A 20,710-nucleotide genomic window follows, 5' to 3' on the forward strand; every position below is an offset into this window, starting at 1 on the left:
TAGCGATGACGGAAACGTTCCCCCCGGCTGACCGGCCCCAGCCGTTCCGCACCAAGGCGGAGCTCGCGGCCGACCACATCAAGCAGATGATCATGTCGGGCCAGACGCCCCCGGGCGCGAAGATCCTCACGAGGGTGGTCGCCCAGGCCGTCGGCATCAGCGACACCCCGGTGCGCGAGGCCATCAAGCAGCTCGTCTCCGAGGAGTGGCTGGTCGAGCGCCCGCACATCGGCGCGGTCGTCGCCGACTTCACGGTGCAGAACGTGCGGGAGCTGTACGGCATCCGCGCCGCGCTGACCTCCCTGGCCCTGCAGCTCCACCAGGCCCCGCTCAGCGGTCCCCGGCTGCGGGCGGTGGACGAAGTGCTGGCGGGCTCGGCGGTGGCCATCGCGGCGGGCGACGTGGCCGCCTTCGCCGCGCTCAACCGCCGGTTCCACTCGCTGCTGTGCGACACCGAGCAGTCGCGTCTCGTGCACCGCATGCTCGTCGGCCTGTGGTCGAGGACGGAGACGGCGCAGCGCGGCTTCCGGCTGGTGCCGTGGCGGCTGCCGCAGTCCCACGCCGAGCACGTGGCGATAAGGGACGCGCTGGCCGAGGGGGACATCGCCCGCGCGAGCGAGTTGCAGCACGCCCACGAGATGGCCGCGATGAACGCGTTGATCCAGGCAATGGACGGTGAACCATGAAGACAGGAAAGGCCCTCGTCGGAGGGCGCTGGCGGGAGACGGCGGAGCGCTTCGCGGTGACCGACCCGGCGACCGGCGAGACGATCGCCGAGGTCGCCGAGTGCGGCGGGGACCTGACCGTGGAGGCCGTCGACGCGGCCTCGGCGGCCCTGCCCGGCTGGCGGGCCATGCCCGCGCACGAACGCGCCGCGATCATGCGCCGGGCCGCCGCGCTGCTGGCCGAGCGGGCGGCGGCGATCGGTGCGATCATGACGGCCGAGCAGGGCAAACCGCTGGCCGAGGCGACGGGCGAGGTGGTCGCGGGAGCCGACCACCTCCTCTGGTCCGCCGAGGAGACACGCCGCGTGTACGGCGAGACCATCCCCTCGACCGGGACCGACACCCGCATCTGGCTGCTGCCGGAGCCGGTGGGCGTCGTGGCGGCGATCACCCCGTGGAACTTCCCGGTCTCGATGATCACCCGCAAGCTGGGCCCCGCGCTGGCCGCAGGCTGCACGGTGGTGCTCAAGCCCTCCGAGCTCACCCCCATGTCGGCGATCGCGGTCGCCGAGTGCCTGACCGAGGCGGGCTTCCCGCCGGGGGTCTTCAACCTGGTCACCACAGCCAGGCCCAGGAGGTTCGCCGAGGCGGTCATGGCCGACCCCCGGGTGCGGAAGATCTCCTTCACCGGTTCGACGGCGGTCGGCAAGGAGCTGATCCGGCAGAGCGCCGACGACGTCAAGCGCCTCAGCGTCGAGCTGGGCGGCCACGCGCCGGTGCTGGTCTTCCCCGACGCCGACGTGGCCGCCGCGGCGGCGGGCGTGGCCAGGAGCAAGTTCATGAACGCCGGCCAGGCCTGCACGTCCCCCAACCGGATCTACGTGCACGAGTCCGTCGCCGCCGAGTTCGTCGACGAGCTGGTCAAGCTGGCCGAGGCGGTCACCGTGGGCGGCGGCGCCGAACCCGGCGTCACGATGGGCCCGCTGATCGACGACCGCGCGGTCGCCAAGGTCAGGCGGCACATCGACGACGCGCTCGCGCACGGTGCCCGGCTGGCGACGACCCGGCGGGAGGGGCCGGGCAGGTTCTGCCCGCCCGCGGTGCTGACCGGCGTCACCGACGACATGCTCGTGTGCCGGGAGGAGACCTTCGGGCCGGTCGCCCCGGTCCTGACCTTCGGGCCGGGCAGCGGTGACGGTGGTGAGGCCGAGGGGGACGAGGGTGTCGAGGCCGTGCTGGCCAGGGCCAACGCCACGCCGTACGGCCTAGCCGCCTACCTGTGGACGCGTGATCTGAGCCGGGTCGTGCGCGTCTGCGAGGAACTGCAGTTCGGCATCGTCTCGGTCAACGGAGCCCCGCTCGCCCCGCCCCAGGGACCGTTCGGCGGGATCAAGGGCAGCGGGTACGGCCGCGAGGGCGGCCATCACGGAGTGGAGGACTTTGTGGAGTACAAGTACGTCAGCGTGGGGCTGGGCCGATGAGCGGGGACATCACGGGAAACACGCCGGACCCGGGCGCGAAGGGGACCGCGCCGGACCCGGGCGCGCAGGGGACCGCGCCGGCCTCCGGCACCGCGGGGAACCCGCTGGCCAAGGACACCTCCCGCCGGGTCGCCGAGCGTGAGATCACCAGCCGGGTCGACCTCTGCCTGCCCGACGGGCGCCTGAACCCGGCCGCCGTCGGCTGGAGCCGTACCCCGCTGCACCGGACGAACATCCGGGGCTGGGGCCGGACGATGCGCTGGGAGTACTGGTGCCTGACCAGCCCGGAGCACGTCTTCGCCTTCAGCGCCTCCAGCCTCGACTACCTGGCCAGCGAGGCCGCGTGGTACCTCGACCGGACCACCCGCAGGGACGTCTCCAGCCGCAGCCTCATCGTGCCGAGCCGGGGCACCTCCTTCTCCGAGCGCAGCGGTGAGGGCAGCGTCAGGATCGGCCGGGGAACGCTCAGGATCGCCGTCGACGAGACCGCGGACGGCACCAGGCTCCGGCTGAAGTCGCCGGAGTTCGACGCCGACCTGCTGGTCCACCGCGTCGACGGCCGCGACAGCCTGGCGGTGGTCGTGCCCTGGTCGTCACGCCGTTTCCAGTACACCGTCAAGGACCTCGGGCGGCCCGCCGAGGGCACGCTGGTCGTCAACGGGCGCCGCATCAGGCTGTCGGCGGACGACACCCTCGCCACCCTGGACCACGGGCGCGGGCGCTGGCCGGGCAAGGTCCTGTGGAACTGGGGCGCGGCGGCCGGGCGGTCCGGCGGGCGCGAGGTCGGCATCCAGATCGGCGGCAAGTGGACCGACGGCACCGGAAGCGTGGAGAACGGCCTGTTCCTCGACGGGCGGCTGCACAAGATCAGCGAAGAGCTGGTGTGGCGCTACGACACCTCCGACTGGATGGCCCCCTGGAAGATCATCGGTGAGCGGGTCGACCTGGAGTTCGTCCCCGAGCACGTCCGCTCGGCCGACGTCACCAGGCTCTACCTGCACAGCCGGGAGGATCAGGCGTTCGGTCACTACCGGGGCACCGTGATCGCCGACGACGGCACCGTCGTGGAGATCGACAACCTGTACGGCTGGGCCGAGGAAGTGTGCAGGCGCTGGTGAGGGAGCGACAGATGACATCCGCCCACGACGGAGCCTCCGGCGAGACCCACGACACGGCTCACGGAGGGATCGGCGAGGTTCCCGAAGGAGCCGACTCGGCTCATGAAGGAACCGGCGGCGAGACCCGCGACACACCCCGTGCCCGGGTCCGTGAGGAGGCTCCCGGCGGCCTGGAGCCGTTCGCGGCCGGGCTGCCCTTCGGCGCCGGATCCGTTCTCGACCCGCTGCGCCGCGACGACGACCTGGCCGAGCTGACCCGCGACCTCATCGACGTCCTGGTGGTCGGCGGCGGCGCGACCGGCGCGGGAGCGGCGCTCGACGCGGCCTCGCGCGGGCTGACCACCGCCCTGCTGGAGGGGGGCGACATCGCCTCGGGCACGTCGAGCAACTCCAGCCGCCTGCTCCACGGCGGCGTGCGCTACCTGGAACAGCTGGAGTTCGGGCTGGTCCGCGAGGCGCTGCACGAGCGCGGGCTGCTGCAGGACCTGGCGCCGCACCTGGTGCAGCGGATGTCGTTCCTGTATCCGCTGACCCACCGGGTGTGGGAGCGCGGATACGTCGGCGCCGGGCTGACCCTCTACGACGCCCTCGCCGGGCTCGGCGACCGGCACGGCTTCCGCCGCCACCGCCACCTCACCCGCAGGGCCCTGCTCAGGCAGGCCCCCCAGCTGCGCGCGGACGCCGCGGTCGGCGCGCTGTCCTACGACGACGGCCACGTCGACGACGCCAGGCTGGTGCTGGCCCTGGCCCGTACGGCGGCGCGCGAGGGCGCCACCGTGCTCAGCCGGGTCCGCGTCACCGGGCTGGCGACCCGCTCCGGCCACACCGTCGCCACCTGCGTCGACACCCTCAGCGGGGAGCGGTTCACCGTCCGCGCCCGCCGGGTGGTGCTGGCCACGGGCCCCTGGTCGGGCCTCACCCAGAAGATGCTCGGCACGGATCCCGTCCGGGTGCGGGCCTCCAAGGGCGTGCACCTGGTGCTGCCCCGCGAGCGGCTGCCGATGGACAGCGCCCTGATCGCGCGCACGCCGAACTCGGTGCTGTTCGTCATCCCCACCGGCGACGTGGTCCTGCTGGGCACGACCGACACGCCCTGGGAGAACGGCCCGGGCCCGGTGCTGCCCACCGGCGCCGACGTGCGCTACCTGCTCGACCAGGCCAACCACTGGCTGCGCGAGCCGCTCACGCCCGACGACGTGCTCGGCGTCTACGCGGGCCTGCGCCCGCTGGTCGACCAGCCGGACCGGCAGAAGACGCAGGCGATCAGCCGGGAGCACGTGGTGCGGGAGGTCGCCCCCGGCTGCGTGGTCGTGGCGGGCGGCAAGCTCACCACCTACCGGGTGATGGCGCGCGACGCGGTGGACGCCGTCGTCGCCGGGCTGCCCTCGCCCCGGGCCTCGGCGACCGAGCACCTCGGGCTGGTCGGCGCGAGCGGCTTCGCCCAGGCCTGGGCCCGCCGGGACTCCGCGGCCGTCGCGGCGGGACTCCCGGTGGCCTCCATCGAACGGCTGGCGCGCCGCTACGGCGCCGACTACCCGTTGCTGCTGGCCATGGGCCACCGGGACCCGGCGCTGCTGCGTCCGGTGCCGGGAGCACCCTCGCTGCTGGCCGTCGAGGTCGTCTACGCCGCGCGGCACGAGGCCGCGATGACCGTGGACGACGTACTGCGCCGCCGCAGCAGGGCCGGGCTTGAGACGGCCGACGGGGGTGCGGGCGCCGCGTCCCACGTGGCCGGGCTGCTGGCCGGGGCGCTGGGCCGTACGGAGGGCTGGGCGGCGGAGCAGGCGGAGGGCTACGTGCGCGCGGCCGAGGTGGCGCGTTCCGCGCTGGCCACCTCGGACGACGCCGAGCTGGTCCCGCTGCTGGCCGACCTCGCCGACCAGTGGAGCGGTGCCGCATGACCGTTCTGGCCATCGACGCCGGGACCACCGGCGTCACCTCGCTGGTGGTCGCCGAGGACGGGCGTGTACTCGCCCGGGGCCACCGCGAGTTCCCGCAGCACTTCCCCTCCCCCGGCCTCGTCGAGCACGACCCCGACGAGATCTGGACCGCCGTGCTGGGCGCCTGCGCCGCGGCGCTCGCCGCGGCGGCCGAGGACGGCGCGGCGCCCGTCTCCTGCGTCGGGCTGACCAACCAGCGCGAGACCGTCGTGCTGTGGGACCGCGCGACCCTGCGTCCCGCGACGCGGGCGATCGTCTGGCAGGACCGCCGTTCGGCCGGGGAGTGCGACCGGCTGAGGGAGCACGAGCCGAGGATCCGCGAGCTGACCGGACTCCCGCTCGACCCGTACTTCTCGGCGACCAAGCTGTCCTGGCTGCGCGCCAACGATCCGGGCACGTGGGAGGGGGTGCGGGCCGGTCGCGTCGCGGTCGGCACCGTCGACTCCTACCTGCTGGCCAGGCTCACCGACGGGCGGCTGCACGCGACCGACCCGTCGAACGCCTCGCGGACCCTGCTGTTCGACCTGGCCTCGGCCGGGTGGTCGGCGGAGCTGACCGAGCTGTTCGGCGTGCCCGAGAGGGCGCTGCCGGAGATCGTCCCGTCGAGCGCCGTCGTGGGCCGTACCGTCCCCGAGCGCTTCCTGGGGCTGGACGTGCCGATCTGCGGCATCGCCGGTGACCAGCAGGCCGCGCTGTTCGGCCACGCGGCCTTCACCCCGGGCACCATGAAGTGCACCTACGGCACCGGCAGCTTCCTGCTGGTCAGCACCGGTGACCGGATCGCCCGGGGCGGCACCGCGCTGCTGTCGACCGTGGCCTGGCAACTGGACGGCGCGCCGGTGCAGTACGCCCTGGAGGGGTCGGTCTTCGTCACCGGCGCCGCGGTGCAGTGGCTGCGCGACGGACTGGGCGTGATCGGCGACTCCGCCGACAGCGAGCGGCTGGCCGCCTCGGTGACCGGCAGCGAGGGCCTGGTCTTCGTACCCGCGCTCACCGGCATCGGCACCCCGCACTGGGACCCCCGGGCCAGGGGCGCGCTGCTGGGCATCACGAGGGGCACGACCGCCGCCCATCTCGCCCGCGCCGTCCTGGACGGCATCGCCTACCAGATCCGCGACGTCGTCGAGGCGGTCGCGGGCGCGGCGGGCATCCCCGTCTCCCACCTGGCGGTCGACGGCGGGGCGGCGGGCAACGACCTGCTCTGCCAGATCCAGGCGGACCTGCTGGGCAGGCCGGTGGTGCGGCCCGAGACGACCGAGACCACCGGTCTCGGCGCCGCCTTCCTGGCCGGTCTGGCGGGCGGCGTGTGGAGTCTCGCCGACATCTCCGAGATCCACGGCGACGGCCGGGTCTTCTCTCCGCGTGAGGTCGGCGACGACGGCTACCGGCGCTGGCTCGACGCGGTGGACGCGGTCCGGCGGTTCGGTTCATGAGGGCGCCCGAGGAGCGGGCCGCCGAACAGCCCGTGGCCCAGCCGGCGCCGGGGCCCGAGGAGCGAAGGACCCCTGACCCGGTGGAGCGGGCGGTGCCGGGACCTGAGGGGTGGAGGGCTCCCGGCCCGGCGGAGCGGGCGGTGCCGGGACCGCTCAGCGGGATCAGGGTCGCCGACTTCTCCCGGGTGCTGGCCGGGCCGTACGCCACCATGATCCTCGCCGAGCTCGGCGCCGACGTGGTCAAGGTGGAGCATCCCGGGCACGGTGACGACACCAGGGCGTGGGGCCCGCCGTACGCGGGCGGTGAGGCGGCCTACTACCTCGCCGTGAACCGCGGCAAGCGGAGCATCGCGCTCGACGTCAAGCACCCCGCGGGGAGGGAGATCGCCCAGCGGCTGTGCGCGGACGCGGACGTGGTGATCGAGAACTTCCGTCCCGGGGTCGCCGAACGCCTGGGGCTCGGCCACGAGGCCGTACGGCGCCGCAACCCGAAGGTCGTCCACTGCTCGATCATCGGGTTCCCCGGCGAGGACCGTCCCGGCTTCGACGCGACGATCCAGGCCGAGAGCGGCTACATGCACATCACCGGCGAGACCCCGAGCAAGGTGGGCGTCGCGATCACCGACGTACTGGCCGGGCTGAACGCGGCCGTCGCGATCCTGGGCGCGCTGCACCGCCGGGCGAACGGTCCGGACGCGGGGCGGGGTGAGCGGGTCGAGGTCTCGCTCATGGGCTCCGCCCTGTCCGGCCTGGTCAACATCGCGCAGAGCGCGCTGGTCTCCGGTGAGGAGGCGGTGAGCTACGGCAACGCGCACCCGACGGTCGTGCCGTACCAGACCTTCCGGGCGGCCGACGGCCGGTTCGTGGTCGCCGCGGGCAACGACCGGCTGTTCCGCGCGCTGTGCGAGGCGATCGGCCGCCGGGAACTGGCCGCCGACGCCCGTTTCCTGACCAACGCCGACCGGGTCCGCCACCGCGAGGCTCTGCTCGCCGAGTTGGAGACGGTCTTCGCCGCCCGTCCCGTCGAGGAGTGGCTCGCGGTACTGGGCGCCGCGGGGGTGCCGTCCGGGAAGATCCGGGGCGTCCTGGAGGCGCTCAGGGCGACCGAGGGCGCGACTCTCCAGGTCGCGCATCCGACCGCGGGCCCCCTCGAACTCGTCCGCACCGGGTTCACCCTGGAGAGCGTCCCCGCCGGCCGCGACATCGCGCCCCCGCCGCTGCTCGGCCAGCACACCTTCGAGCTCCTGGCCGAGCTGGGCGTCCCCGACGACCACGCCGCCGGTCTGGAGCAGAAGGGCGTCGTCCGCCAAGCGGTCCACCACGTCCCCCGTTGACGTCCTCCCCGCCCTGAAGGACGGGGCATCCATGCTGGAAGAGAACAAGTGAGGCATCCTTGACCCCCAACCCCCACGACTTCCTCGACGTCGACCGCGACCTCGGCGACGAGGAGCGCGCGATCCGCGACACCGTGCGCGACTACGCCCGCACCGAGCTCCTGCCGCACGTCGCGGGCTGGTTCGAGGCGGGCACCATCCCCGACCCGCGCGCCGTGGCCAAGGGGCTGGGCGCGCTGGGCGTGCTGGGCATGCACCTGGACGGCCACAGCTGCGCGGGCACGAGCGCGGTGAGCTACGGCCTGGCCTGCCGGGAGCTGGAGGCCGTGGACAGCGGGCTGCGCAGCCTGGTGTCCGTCCAGGGCTCGCTGGCGATGACCGCGATCCACCACTTCGGTTCCGAGGAGCAGAAGCGGGAGTGGCTGCCGCGCATGGCGGCCGGTGAGGCGATCGGCTGCTTCGGCCTGACCGAGCCCGACTCGGGCAGCGACCCGGGCTCGATGCGCACCCGCGCCCGCCGGGACGGGGGCGACTGGGTCCTTGACGGCACCAAGATGTGGATCACCAACGGCTCCGTCGCCGACGTGGCCGTGGTGTGGGCCGGGACCGAGGACGGCATCCGCGGTTTCCTCGTGCCCACCGGCACCCCGGGCTTCTCCGCCAACGTGATCCACGGCAAGGTCTCGCTGCGCGCCTCGATCACCTCCGAGCTCGTCCTCGACGGCGTACGGCTCCCGCACGACGCCGTGCTCCCCCTCGCCGAGGGCATCAAGGGGCCGCTGACCTGCCTGTCGGAGGCCCGGTTCGGCATCGTCTGGGGTGTGGTGGGGGCGGCCAGGAGCTGCTTCGAGGCCGCGCTGGACTACTCGCGGACCCGGACGCAGTTCGGCAGGCCGATCGGGGCCTTCCAGCTCACCCAGGGCAAGCTCGCCGACATGCTGATCGACGTCAACCAGGCGAACCTGACCGCCATGCGGATCGGGCGGCTGAAGGACGAGGGGGCGCTCCACCACACCCAGGTCAGCTTCGGCAAGCTCGCCAACGTGCGCGCGGCCCAGCGGGTGGCGGCCACCGCGCGCGGCGTGCACGGCGCCAACGGCATCACCCTGGAGTACCCGGTGATGCGGCACATGGTGAACCTGGAGACCGTGGCCACCTACGAGGGCACCGCCGAGATCCACGCCCTGACCCTCGGCCGCGCCCTCACCGGCCACTCCGCCTTCCGCTGACCCGCGCCGGGCCCCGCACCGCTCCCCGACGCGACCGGCCGGAACGGCCCGGCGTGCCGTCTCCTCCCCCTGTCAGCGACGGTCCCGCGGCGCGGGCGCACGACCGGCCGCGAGGGCCGTGCTCACCGAAGGTCGCGGGTCCCGTCGAGCAGGGACCACACGGTCTCGGGGGTCATGGGGGTGGCGGTGAGCCGGGCGGCGATCTCGGGCAGGGCCGCGGCGATCGCGTTGCCGATGGCCGCGGGCGGTCCGATGGCACCCGCCTCGCCGGCTCCCTTCATGCCTCCGGGGGTGACCGGTGAGGGGGTCTGGAGCATGACGACCTCGATGGGCGGGACCTCCCGGGTGGTCGGCGGGAGATACTCGGCCAGGGGCTGCCCGTCCGGGGAGTGGACGACCTCCTCGGTCAGCGCCATGCCGATTCCCTGGGCCACCGCGCCCCTGATCTGGCCCTCCACGATCGCCGGGTTCACCAGGACCCCGGAGTCGCCGACCACCCAGTAGCCCTCGACCTCCACGGCGCCGGTCTCGACGTCGACGGCCACCGCCGCCGCGTGGGCGCCGTAGGCGTAGGTGTAGGCGGCGGGGTCGTGGGTGGCCCGTTCCTCCAGGCCCGGCGTCATCCCCTCGGGCAGGTCCCAGCCGCGCCAGGCGGAGGCGGCGATCTCCTCCAGGGTCCGCCGCGCGGCCGGGTCGCCCTTCACCCGTACCGAGTCGCCGTCGGCCTCCAGGTCCTCGGGCGCCACCTCCAGCTGGTGGGCGGCGATGGCGACGATCCTGTCGCGGAGCCTGGCCGCGGCCTGGATCAGCGCCGCGCCGCCGACCGTGAGCGAGCGGCTCGCGATGGAGCCGACCGGTGAGTACGGCGTGGCCGCGGTGTCGCCGAGCACCACCTGGACCCGGTCGATCGGCACCCCGACCCGGTCGGCGGCGAGCTGGGCGAGCGCCGTCTCGATGCCCTGCCCGATTCCCGCGACACCGGCGTGGACGACGACAGAGGCGTCGGGCTCCATGCGCACGACCGAGCTCTCGAACCCGCCGGCCTGGATGCCCGCGGCCTTCATCTGCTCCGACGGCCCCATGCCGGTGCTCTCCACGTGGCAGGAGAAGCCGACGCCCCGCCTGCGCCCGTCGTGGGAGGGGCGGAGCCGTACCAGGTCGCGCAGCGCGCGCAGGGCTCCGGGGTAGTCGCCCGAGTCGTAGGACTGCCAGGTGCGTGTGGCGCAGGGCAGCTCCTCCGGGCGGATCATGTTGCGCAGCCGTATCTCGACCGGGTCCAGCCCGAGGCGGCGCGCCGCCTCGTCGACCAGCCGCTCGCGGGTCCAGGTCGCCTCGGGCTGGCCGAACCCCCGGTAGGAGCCGGTCGGGGTGGTCGTGGTGACTGCGGCGCGCACCCGCGCCCCGGCCCGTTCGAAGCGGTACGGCCCCGGCAGCGTGGTCGCCGTCACCGCGATCGGGGAGATGCCGACGTTGGACGGGTGCGCGCCCAGGTCGCCGAGGATGTCGCAGTGCAGGGCCAGGAAGCGGCCGTCCGCGTCGAACGCCAGCCGTCCCCGGTGGACGGCGTCGCGGGCGGACAGGGTGGCGGCGAGGTGGTCGGCGCGCGGCTCGATCCACCGCACCGGCCTGCCGGAGCGGATCGCGGCCAGGCAGACCAGCGTCTCGTCGGGGTAGAGGTGCTCCTTGGCGCCGAACCCTCCCCCGACGTCGCACCCGATGACGCGTATCCGGTGCTGGGCGAGCCCGAGGGCCTGCGCCGCGTGGTCGCGCACGTGGTGCGGGGCCTGGGTCGAGGCCCAGATCGTCAGCAGCCCGCCGTCCCAGGACGCCACGATCCCCCTGGGCTCCATGGGGTTCGGCGCCGCCCGGCCGATCCGGAAGGTCATCTCCACGACGTGCTCCGCCCCGGCGATCGTCTCCTCGCAGTCGGCGTCGCCGAGCACGAAGTCCGTGACCAGGTTGGTGCCCCACTCCGGGTACAGCAGCGGGGCGCCGTCCAGCAGGGCGTTGTCCGCTCCGACCACGGCGGGGAGCTCGTCGAAGGCGACGTCGAGGAGACCGGCCGCGTCCACCGCCGCCTCGGCGGTCAGCGCGACGACGACGGCGAGCGGCTGGCCCGCGTAACGGACCGTCTCCTCCAGCACCGGATAGGAGGGCGACGGCTGCCCCGGCGCCAGCGCCACGCAGGGCAGCCTGACCCCGGCCGCCTCGTCGGCGGTGACGACGTCCAGCACCCCGGGAGCCGCCCGCACCGCCACGGTCTCGCACCGCTTCACCCTCGCGTGCGCGACGGGGCTGCGCACGACCACCGCGTGGACCATGCCCGGCAGGCTGACGTCCCCGACGAACCTCCCTCGTCCCGCCAGCAGCCGGGAGTCCTCCCGGCGCGGCGTCCTGGCACCGACGTACGGCCGACCATCGCTCATGCCCCGATCGCTCATGGCCTGATTGTGAACGCGATCTTCCCTCCCGCCAAGCAGTCGACCCGAACCACTCCATGCCGGAGGATCTTCGGCAATGGCCGGGTCGCCTTCTCGTACGTGCAATGGCGAGGCGGATCGCCGACTCCTACCTTGGCCGCTTCACAACCTTGGCGCCTGGGTCCGGCGGTCGTCGGGAAGCGATTCTCCCGCCGGAGACGTCACCGCTTCCGGATCGGTGCCCTGGTCCTTCCTGAGGACGGTCGTCAACTCGGCTGCGAGATCGGGCATCCCATGTCGACGAGCAGTGTCGATCACCATGCGCAGGTCGGCGGAGACACGTGTCGACTGAATGTCGGTGGCTTTCGCGGCTGCTTGGAGCGCTTTCACCTCTCCTTGGTCGTACGCCCCGGCACGGATGTCGAGAACGGCGAGCCGAGTCAGACACCGTAATCCCGTGCGCGTACGTCCGGTATCCAGTTTCCGTACCGCGGCCGTCAGTCGTTCTCTCGCCCGTTCATCCTCACCGAGCGCGAAGAGCGCGATTCCCAGTGCGCTGTCATGATGGCCGGCGGAAACGGTAATACGGCGTGCCCAGTCTGGAGCTATGGCCTTACTGTTTCGCGACAAAGCTTCCTCTGCCCGGACAATGTGCCGTAATCCTGCCTCATGTTGGCCCGCTGTGGCACAGTGCCTGGCCGCGACGGCATGCAGGTTGGCCTGCTCGGCGGAACTGATTCGTTCGTCACCCAACGCCATCCGCAGGATTTCGACCCCGTCGGATGGCCGGCCCATGTCGGTGACCACCGTGGACAGATCAAGCATGACGTGCGCCCGTAGGTCACGATCGGCGCCCTGGGCCGAACTGTCCAGCGCGAACGTCAGTAACTGAATCGCCCGTTCCGATGCGCCTGAATCGTATGTCGCCCATCCCAGGCGATCCGCGAGTAAACCGACCGCGGGAAAGAGCCGCTCACGTGTGGTGGACGACATCTTGCGATCAAGCAAACTCACCGACCACGAGAGCACCCCGCGCGCCATCGCGGTGGCCGTGGCGCTGTGGCCCGCGAGATCCATGTCCATGTAGAGCTGAGTGGCGCTCTCGACGGCCTTGACCTCGGACAGCCCGACGCTGCTCGGTGATGAGCCCGGCAAACCATCGAGCAAGCGAGCAAGCGGCTCCAAAGCCGCGGCGCCCACGGATGCCGCCGCGATTGAGCTAAGCAACTCTCTTCGCTTCACACTGTCAACGGTACCCGCCGAGAAGGGCGCATTCTCGTTTCCGGAAGTTGCGGCAACGGACACACCAAGAATTCGCCGGTAGGCCAGCACCAGAGCAGGGGTGACAGGGCGTTCACCACGTTCCACACGGCTGAGATGACCCTTTGAAATACGTATTTCACGGGAAAGCGTGACAAGGCTGACGCCTTGGCTCTCTCGCAGGGAACGTAGATCCTGGCCGGTTGTCATGTCCGCGCATCCCCCCGAATCGTTGCCGCACCTACGTTGCGACAACCCGCAACGGCGCCTTTGGGACCACCGACCTTGATGCTAATGACCAGGTCGCGGGGGTGACAGCGATACGGCGCCATCTCGCCGGGGAAACGTCGGCGTTGAGCGCGAAATCCACAAAACGACTCGAAATAAACCTATAACACGAATCCGCCGGAACGATGTGACTCGTCCGGTGGGTTCATGACCGCACGGTGGAGGTGCGCCCCATGGGCAACTTCAGAACTGCCGCGTGTGAGCGAGGAACAGGAGGCGATCAAGAGCATCGGTTCATTCATCTGGTGCGTCTGGCCTGGGATCTGCGGGAGCTGGGGCTGGAGGTCTCGGTGGAGCTTCCGTGCGGGGCGGAGCCGTACGTGGTGGTGCGGTGTGCGTCCGGACCGCTGCGGGTCACGGCGGCGAAGCGCGATCGGGGGTGGGTGTTCTCCTGGGGACGTGGCCGGGAGCAGCAGGCGCCCGCGCTGGACGCGGAGGTCCCGCACCGCATTCGGCAGGTGGCGCGGTGATGGCTGTGACGCTGGGCGTCGTCGACCTGCCGGGCCGGGAGTGCTCGGTGGCGGCGGCTCGGCGGTACGTGGCGGATTTGCTCACGGCATCGGGGCACGTCGATGTCGACGACGTGGTGCTGGCGGTGAGCGAGGTCGTCACCAACGCCGTGGTGCACACCGCCTCGGGCGGAGAGGGTGGTGTGGTGACCGTGGAGGTCACCCATCTGGGGCCGTGCCTGGTGTGCGTCGAGGTGATCGACGACGGCCCGTCCGCGTCCCGTGTGCCGCCGGGCGTTCCGGTGATGCGCCGCCACCAGGAGGAGGAGACGGCGTTGGAGACGGGCGGGCGCGGGCTGTGGCTGGTCGACGAGGTCACCGAGAGCTGGGGCGTCCGCCAGGTGGAGAAGGGCCGGGTGGCGGTGTGGATGCGGATCTCCACCTCGGCGAAAACGGCCGGGGCATGACGGCCCTTGCCGGCGGTACGGCGGGTTCTTCCGTACCACCGGCCACCGTGGCGCCCCGTGGCACGCGGTACGACGGCCGTAGGGCGGTAGGTCTTTGCCTCCGGCAGGCAATCGCATGATTACCTGCCGACACCCGCGCGTTCGTGATCTGATGACCTTTCCCGCTCTCGGCACCACCATCGGCGAACCGCGCCTCCCCCCGAGTCGTGCGCGCTCGCCGGACGCTCAGCCCGGTCGTTTCCGGCACCGCTCGTCCCAGCGGCGAGCGGCGCCCTCACAAAGTCTGGATGACGTACGCATGCCCTCGAACGTAAGTCGCCTGTACCAGGCGGTCCTCCGGGACAAGACCGCGCCGATCTCCCCTCGGCTGCGCCGTACCTTCGGGGAGTGGCTCGTCACCAAGGGGCTTCCCGTCCCCGAGGCCGGCCGGGCGGCGCAGGAGTTCGAGGCGGGCGGGGTCCGGGTCCGCGTGGAGCGCGCGAGCGACTGCGGGCGGTACGTCGTGGAGGAGGAGCGCGGGAACGGTCTGCTCCGCACCCGGGTGACCTACGCCGAGCGGGTCGGCGGGCTGAGCGGCTGGGTGGTCGTCACGGTCGAGGAGGACGGCGACACCCGCGCGGGACACGCCCCCGGGTTCGTGCAGGCGTACCTGCGCACGGCGCGGATCACCGACGGGGCCGTGCACCTCACCGACGGCGCCGACGAGATCGACGAGGACGACGTGCACCGGCTGGTCTCCACGCTCTCCGAACGCAGGCGTCACGTCCCGGTGGCCGTGGTCGCGGTCGACCCGCAGGATCCGCAGGCGGCCAGGAGCAGGGCCGACTACCTGGCGGGCATGACCGCCGGGGCCGGGGTGGTCGTGCGCTTCGCCGACCTGCACGCCCAGCGGCGTTTCAACGAGACGATGGGCTCCGATCTCAGCGTGTTCGGCGGGGGGATCCGCACGTACGTGGCGCCGTTCGATCCGGGCAACGAGAGTTATCCCTACCGGCATCGCCCGATGGGCGGGGCGATGATCCGCAAACAGGGCATGCGGGCCCTCGATCTGGCGGCGGACGGCATCGTCGGGGAGACCGCCCGGCGCACCCTCCCCGAGGACGTGCAGCGCGCCTACCGGGTCGTCTCCAGGATCCTGGTGGGCAAGGCCCGTTCGGGCGACCTCGTCAAGGCCATGGCACCGGTGCCCGCGCCGATCCCTGCCGGTTCGGGGCGGGAGGGGTTGCGCCGCTGGATGATGGCGATGACCGCCCGCCCCGACGCGGTCGCCGCCCCCGCCGGGCGGCCCGACGGCGGCCCCGCCGAGATCGCGGCGCCCGGCGGGCCGGAGGCGGCCGTCGCGTCCGCCGAGCCCCGGCCCGCCGACGGCGAACGGGCCGTCCCGGACACAGGCCTGAGCACGGGCCTGGACGTCGACGATCTCGCCCGCCTGGTCGCCGCCGTCGTGGTCGACGAGCTGCGGGGGGAGCTCGACGCGGCCTTCGGCCTGGCGGTGTCGTCGGCGGAGAGCGGTCCCGGTCCGGGGAAGGGGAGCGGGGAGATCCTGCGTCAGCTGCGCACTCTCGGCGCGCACGTCGACGGGCTGCGCGACCTCGTCGTCCGGCAGGGCGGCGACCAGCTGCTGGCGGAGGCGGAGGACGAGAGCGACCGGCTGGCCGGTGAGATGGACCGGCTCCACACCGAGTACGAGATCCTCCAGCAGGAGTACGCCGAGGCCGCCGGGTGCGCCCGCAAGCTCCAGGAACGGGTCCGCTGGCTGGAGGGCAGGCTGGCCAGGGCGGGCCAGCCCGCGTTCGGGCTGTCGCCGCAGGAGCCCGTCTTCGAGCCCACCAGCCTGATGGACGCCCTCAACATGGCCAGGGAGACGCTCTCCCGGGTGGAGATCGGCGACACCGACGCCGAGGCGTCGAAGCTCGACCTCACCTATCCCACGCTCGCCAGGGTGTGGGCCTCGAAGGCCTGGGACGCCCTGCGGGCGCTGGACGCGTTCGCACAGGCCAGGTCGTCCGGCGAGTTCGCGGGCGGCTTCTTCGAGTGGTGCCGGAGTCCCGCCGCGCTCACGATCCCCGCGGGCATGGTCGCCATGAGCGAGTCGAGGACGGTGAACACCAACGGCAAGTACAGCACGAGGCGGACCTTCGCCGTTCCCGAGGAGGTGCATCCTTCGGGGAAGGTGATGATGGAGGCGCACATCAAGATCCGCAAGGGCGGCTGTCCCGCCCCCAGGATCCACTTCCACGACGACTCCGGCGGCGGCACCGGCAAGATCTGGGTCGGCCACGTGGGAGACCACCTGCCCAACACCCACACCAACTGACACGACGACGACCGCACCGCCGTAGAAACCGTCGAAATCGGAACCGAAAGGCGGAGAGAGAACGTCGGCCCGCCGAAACGCCCCGGCGAACGGCAGCGTTCGATAGAGATCCCCACAAAAGGGCTTTTCATCCGGTTTCCAGTGATCGGTTCCGCCCGGCAGCGCCGCGGCGACCGGCTTTCCCGGACGGCGCACACGCTGCGGGAACGACACCCGCCTGACATTCGAAGTTACTGAGAGAAATTTCCCGAATACTACATTTAGTTGTGACACTCCAGTCCTACCCTGATGACCGGCGGTGAGATCGCGTGCTTTCCGGCGAGGAGGTCACGGTTGAACGACGTGTTCATCTCCTACGCGCACGAGGACGGCGAGCGGGCCAGACGGCTGGCCGGACGGCTCAGGGACAACGGGGTCCGGTTCTTCCTCCTCGAATTGAGCCTGCTGCCGGGTGACCTCGTCCTGCTCAGGATCGAGCAGGCGATCCGCGACTCCGCCAACGGCGTCCTGCTCCTCAGCCCCGCCGCGATGGGCGAACCCCGGATACTCCAGGAGTACGCCGCGCTCCTGCGGGCCTCCGCCGAACGCGGGCTGCGACTCGTCCCCGTCCTGTACGGCGAGACGGAGATCCCGCCCTTCGCCGCGACCCGGGTGTGGATGGACTTCCGCGGGCTGGACGGGCAGGCCTACGACGACAGGGTGGCGGAGCTGGCCCGCGTCCTGCGGGGCGAACCCCCGGCGGCGGCGCCCCCGGAAGACGTCCGCGTGGTTCCCGAGGAGATCCTGGCCGGAGCCCGCCCGGCTCCGCCCAGACCGCTCCTCCAGGTGGAGCGGCCCTCTCTCGTCGTCTGTTACGCCCGCGCCGACACCGGCTACGGGGAGTGGCTGGTCGGCCTGCTCTCCCGCGAGGGACTGCCCGCCTGGTCCATCGGGAACCTGGTGTGGGGCGACGACTACATATGGAAGATCCGCCAGCAGCTCAGGGAGGCACTGGCGGTCATCGTGCTGATGTCCCCGGACGCCCAGGACTCCGACGACGTGACGCGGGAGATCCTCGAAGGTCACCGGCACAACCGTGAGTTCTTCCCGATCCTGCTGCGCGGGGAACGGCACTACCTGCTGGCGGGCAGCTGGTACTTCGACGCGCGGAGCGGCGTCCTGCCGGGCCCAGCCGAACTCGCCCTGCTGCGGCGCCTGTACGAGACCTCCCTGACCGGTGCGGGAGGCGGCGGGCGGCCGGTGCTGCCGGCCCCGGCCGTCCGGCCCGCGGTGCCCGCCGTACGGCCCCGGGCCGTCGCGTCGCTGGGCACGCTCAGGGCCCTCCTCGCCGAGGGCGAGATCCAGCACGCCGACCTGCTGACCACGTCGCTGCTGCTCGACGCGGCGAACCGGCAGGAGAAGGGGTGGATGCGCCGGACCGACGGCAGACATCTGCGCGGCGCGCTGCTCACCGAGATAGACGTCGCCTGGGCGGACTTCTCGGACGGCCGGTACGGCTTCCGCGCGCAGCTGAAGCTGGCGGACGCGGGAAACGGCCGGTACGCGGACTTCCTCGCCCTGTCGGCGAAGTACGGCTGGCGGACCGCCCGGAGCGGGGCCGTCACGGGACGCGGCGGAGCCGTCCCGAGATACGACGAGTTCGCCGGGCGGTCGGAGGGCGGTCCCGGCTTCTTCCCGACGCTACGCAACCCCCAGAGCGAACGGCACCTGAACTGGTACGACCAGTGGACGGAGACCGTGCTGGCCGTCCACCTGCGACTTCGGAACTGGAAGGGAAAGCGATGATCGTGTTCACGGTGGTGGTTCTGCTGCTCGCCGGCGCGGTCGGCGGTGCGATCGCCGTAGGCCGGCTGGGGATGGGAGGGCGGTGGCTGGGATACCAGATGGTGCCGCCGGACCACGTGGGCATCGTCGAGCGGCGTTACGGACGCGTCAACCAGGACGGGCGTTTCCGGAGGATCACGCCGTACGACACGCGGGGCCTGCAGGCGCGCAGCCTCATGCCCGGCCAGAACTACTGGCTTCCCCCCTGGCTCTACCGGGTGGAGGTGGTACCGAGGGTCGACGTGCCCGCCGGAATGATCGGGCTCGTCACCGCGCAGGAGGGCGCCAAGCGGAGCCCGAGCCGCACGCTCGGCAAGTACGTGGAGTGCGACAGCTTCCAGGACGGCGGCGCCTTCCTGCTCAACGGCGGCGAGCAGGGCAGGCAGCTGGCGATCCTGCGAGGCGACAACTCCTATTACATCAACACCTCGCTCTTCACGGTCGAGTTCGCCCCCCGCACCCACGTGCCGACCGGCACGATCGGACTGGTCGTCGCCAGGTCCGGAGGGGTCCGCCCGCCGGACCAGCCCTTCAGCCGCCACGTGGAGTGCGACAACTTCCAGGACGGCGACGCCTTCCTGCTCAACGGCGGCGAGCAGGGCAAGCAGATGGCGATCCTCGCGGGCGGGACGTCGTACGACATCAACCCCCTGCTCTTCGAGGTGACCACCGTCGACACGGTCGGCGGCTCGCCCGACGGCCTCACCGCGGACCATCTCAAGGAGATCGCCATCCCGGTCGGCCACACCGGCGTGGTGATCACCCTGGACGGCAGGGAGCCCGGCCGGGGGGAGGAGGGTGTCGGGCCGCTGGTGCCCGACCACCGGAGCTTCCGGCTGCCCTGGGTGTTCCTGGCCAACGGCGGGCGCAGGGGGGTGCAGGAGGAGACCCTCGGCGAGGGCTCCGTCTATGCGCTCAACCCCTGGTTCGTGCGGGTCGTGCTCATTCCGACGCGCCTGCTGATCCTGGAGTGGACGAAGAAGGACGTCTCGCAGTCCGGCAACTTCGACGCGGCCCTCGGGCAGATCGTCGTCAACATCCAGGGGCACCGGCTGCAGGTGGAGATGTCGCAGACCCTGCAGATCCCGGACAGGGCGGCCCCGAAACTGGTCAGCCGGTTCGGCGACACCGCGACGTCCGGGTCCGGGCTGGGCGGGCTGGTCATCAACCCGGGCCCGGTGCAGCGATTCGTCGAGCGGGTGCTGGGCGGCGCGGTCGAGACGTACTTCAACGCGATCGCCGCCGCCTCGACCATCGACGAGTTCCTCACCATGTACGACAGCACCCGCATGGAGCTCGCCTCACAGGTCTGCCAGGCCCTGGACGAGTGGGGGGTCGAGGCGGCGAGCACAACGCTGGGCGAGTTCGAGTCCGAGAACCCCGAGCTCGACCTGGCGCGCCAGCGGATCTTCGCCGAGCAGATGCGCGGCAAGGAGTTGAGCGAGCAGGCGAAGAACAAGCTGATCGAGGCGAGGATCCAGAAGATCCAGAACGCCACGGACAAGGAGATCCGGCTGCTGGACGTCGCGGTGCTGGAGCGGCAGATCGAGCTCCTCGGCCGCGACACCGTCGCCATGCGGATGTTCCTGAACGAGCTCAAGGAGATGAAGGTGCCGGAGATGATCAGCGGCGACGCGGGCGCGCTTCTGGAGTATCTCCCGATGCAGCGCGCCCTGGAGATGATCGGCGTCGCCCGCCAGCGGGCCGAGCAGGTGGCGCTGCCGGCCGAACAGACCGAGCGGTCCGAGGACTCCGAGGACGACTGAGCTCCTACCCGGAGGCGCGGAGACGATCGACGATGCCCGAGGCCAGGAGGTACTGGGCCGCGATGTAGGTGGCCATGACCACGAGGCCGTTCATCGGGGGCAGGGGAAGGCCCGCCAGGTCGAACGCGATCAGTGTGTCGGACAGCAGGAACAGGGCACCCCCGGCCCCGATGCGCGGGCCGAGGCCGGCGGCGGTCACCGCGGTGGCGGTCAGCAGCAGCGAGTAGCCCGCCACCGGAAGGCGCAGGTCACCGAGACCGGGCCAGAGCAGGAACACCAGGCCCGCCCAGACGACGGCGTAGACCGCCGGGACCACCGGACGGCGCCGCAACCCGCCGAGCGCCCCCTCCCGGAGGAAATAGGTCACGTAACAGACGTGTGCCCCGGCGAACAGTGCCATGCCGGCGATGAAGAACCCGTCGATCTCCAGGGCCACGTCACCGCCGCAGGAGAGCAGGAGCGCCGCCGCCACGAGGCGCGGTCCCCCCTGCGCCAGCACCCAGGCCGCGAGCAGCGGCATGAGCAGCGCCTTGGTCACGGAAGCCGTCAGGCCGGTGTCGGCGGCCACCAGCGCCAGATGAACCACGGAACAGATCCAGAAGACGGCCAGAAGATTGCGGGAGAGCGGCCCGGCCCGTAGAACATCGTTCTGCACACGTGGATGCTACGGCCTCCCGCCCCACTGATCCAGCGCGCCTCCGTCCCGCACGCGCGAGGCC

Annotated in this window: 15 protein-coding genes; 12 read left to right on the plus strand and 3 right to left on the minus strand. The window is 72.1% G+C overall.

What is annotated here, in order from left to right; all coding sequences use genetic code 11:
- Window positions 1-5 precede the first annotated feature (5 nt).
- The 7 genes from AB0N02_RS40895 (at window position 6) to AB0N02_RS40925 (ending at window position 9,200) form a co-directional block, all read left to right on the plus strand.
- Window positions 6-686, plus strand: coding sequence for a GntR family transcriptional regulator (locus AB0N02_RS40895; RefSeq protein ID WP_363958703.1), 681 nt, complete (start codon window positions 6-8; stop codon window positions 684-686).
- Window positions 683-2,146: an NAD-dependent succinate-semialdehyde dehydrogenase gene (locus AB0N02_RS40900; RefSeq protein WP_363958706.1), complete on the plus strand. Its 1,464-nt coding sequence runs from the start codon at window positions 683-685 to the stop codon at window positions 2,144-2,146. The genes AB0N02_RS40895 and AB0N02_RS40900 overlap by 4 nt, the downstream gene beginning before the upstream one ends.
- Complete coding sequence (locus AB0N02_RS40905; protein ID WP_363958709.1) at window positions 2,143-3,264, plus strand: DUF2804 domain-containing protein; 1,122 nt, start codon at window positions 2,143-2,145, stop codon at window positions 3,262-3,264. The genes AB0N02_RS40900 and AB0N02_RS40905 overlap by 4 nt, the downstream gene beginning before the upstream one ends.
- A gap of 11 nt (window positions 3,265-3,275) precedes the next feature.
- Complete coding sequence (locus AB0N02_RS40910; protein ID WP_363958712.1) at window positions 3,276-5,165, plus strand: glycerol-3-phosphate dehydrogenase/oxidase; 1,890 nt, start codon at window positions 3,276-3,278, stop codon at window positions 5,163-5,165.
- Window positions 5,162-6,637, plus strand: coding sequence for a glycerol kinase (locus AB0N02_RS40915; RefSeq protein WP_363958715.1), 1,476 nt, complete (start codon window positions 5,162-5,164; stop codon window positions 6,635-6,637). The genes AB0N02_RS40910 and AB0N02_RS40915 overlap by 4 nt, the downstream gene beginning before the upstream one ends.
- 140 nt (window positions 6,638-6,777) lie before the next feature.
- Window positions 6,778-7,971, plus strand: coding sequence for a CoA transferase (locus AB0N02_RS40920; RefSeq protein WP_363958789.1), 1,194 nt, complete (start codon window positions 6,778-6,780; stop codon window positions 7,969-7,971).
- A gap of 59 nt (window positions 7,972-8,030) precedes the next feature.
- Window positions 8,031-9,200, plus strand: coding sequence for an acyl-CoA dehydrogenase family protein (locus AB0N02_RS40925; RefSeq protein ID WP_363958718.1), 1,170 nt, complete (start codon window positions 8,031-8,033; stop codon window positions 9,198-9,200).
- Window positions 9,201-9,322: 122 nt separating this feature from the next.
- On the opposite strand, the gene AB0N02_RS40930 is transcribed toward AB0N02_RS40925, so the two are convergent.
- Together AB0N02_RS40930 and AB0N02_RS40935 are read right to left on the minus strand one after the other, a co-directional pair.
- Complete coding sequence (locus AB0N02_RS40930) at window positions 9,323-11,641, minus strand: xanthine dehydrogenase family protein molybdopterin-binding subunit (RefSeq protein ID WP_363958721.1); 2,319 nt, start codon at window positions 11,639-11,641, stop codon at window positions 9,323-9,325.
- Window positions 11,642-11,782: 141 nt separating this feature from the next.
- Entirely contained in the window at window positions 11,783-13,090 is a 1,308-nt protein-coding gene (locus AB0N02_RS40935) for a helix-turn-helix transcriptional regulator (protein WP_363958724.1), read from the minus strand.
- Window positions 13,091-13,413: 323 nt separating this feature from the next.
- On the opposite strand from AB0N02_RS40935, the gene AB0N02_RS40940 reads away from it, so the two are divergent.
- The 5 genes from AB0N02_RS40940 to AB0N02_RS40960 all read left to right on the plus strand — a co-directional run bounded on the left by AB0N02_RS40940 (window position 13,414) and on the right by AB0N02_RS40960 (window position 19,991).
- A complete protein-coding gene (locus AB0N02_RS40940) occupies window positions 13,414-13,638 on the plus strand; it encodes a hypothetical protein (RefSeq protein WP_363958727.1) in 225 nt (74 codons plus the stop codon).
- Window positions 13,638-14,084 (plus strand): ATP-binding protein, encoded by a 447-nt coding sequence (locus AB0N02_RS40945; RefSeq protein WP_363958729.1) that lies wholly within the window; start codon window positions 13,638-13,640, stop codon window positions 14,082-14,084. Before AB0N02_RS40940 ends, AB0N02_RS40945 begins: the two co-directional genes overlap by 1 nt.
- Window positions 14,085-14,382: 298 nt before the next feature.
- A complete protein-coding gene (locus AB0N02_RS40950) occupies window positions 14,383-16,401 on the plus strand; it encodes a hypothetical protein (RefSeq protein ID WP_363958732.1) in 2,019 nt (672 codons plus the stop codon).
- 342 nt (window positions 16,402-16,743) lie between these two features.
- Window positions 16,744-18,186 carry a TIR domain-containing protein gene (locus tag AB0N02_RS40955; RefSeq protein WP_363958792.1) on the plus strand — a complete coding sequence of 481 codons (1,443 nt, stop codon included), beginning with the start codon at window positions 16,744-16,746 and terminating at the stop codon, window positions 18,184-18,186.
- Window positions 18,183-19,991, plus strand: coding sequence for an SPFH domain-containing protein (locus AB0N02_RS40960; RefSeq protein WP_363958735.1), 1,809 nt, complete (start codon window positions 18,183-18,185; stop codon window positions 19,989-19,991). Before AB0N02_RS40955 ends, AB0N02_RS40960 begins: the two co-directional genes overlap by 4 nt.
- Window positions 19,992-19,995: 4 nt before the next feature.
- Here the strand turns inward: AB0N02_RS40960 and AB0N02_RS40965 are convergent, their stop codons facing one another.
- Window positions 19,996-20,646, minus strand: coding sequence for a lysoplasmalogenase (locus tag AB0N02_RS40965; protein WP_363958738.1), 651 nt, complete (start codon window positions 20,644-20,646; stop codon window positions 19,996-19,998).
- Between the last annotated feature and the right edge of the window lie 64 nt (window positions 20,647-20,710).

Source organism: Streptosporangium sp. NPDC051022 (assembly GCF_040683035.1).
Taxonomy (GTDB): domain Bacteria; phylum Actinomycetota; class Actinomycetes; order Streptosporangiales; family Streptosporangiaceae; genus Streptosporangium.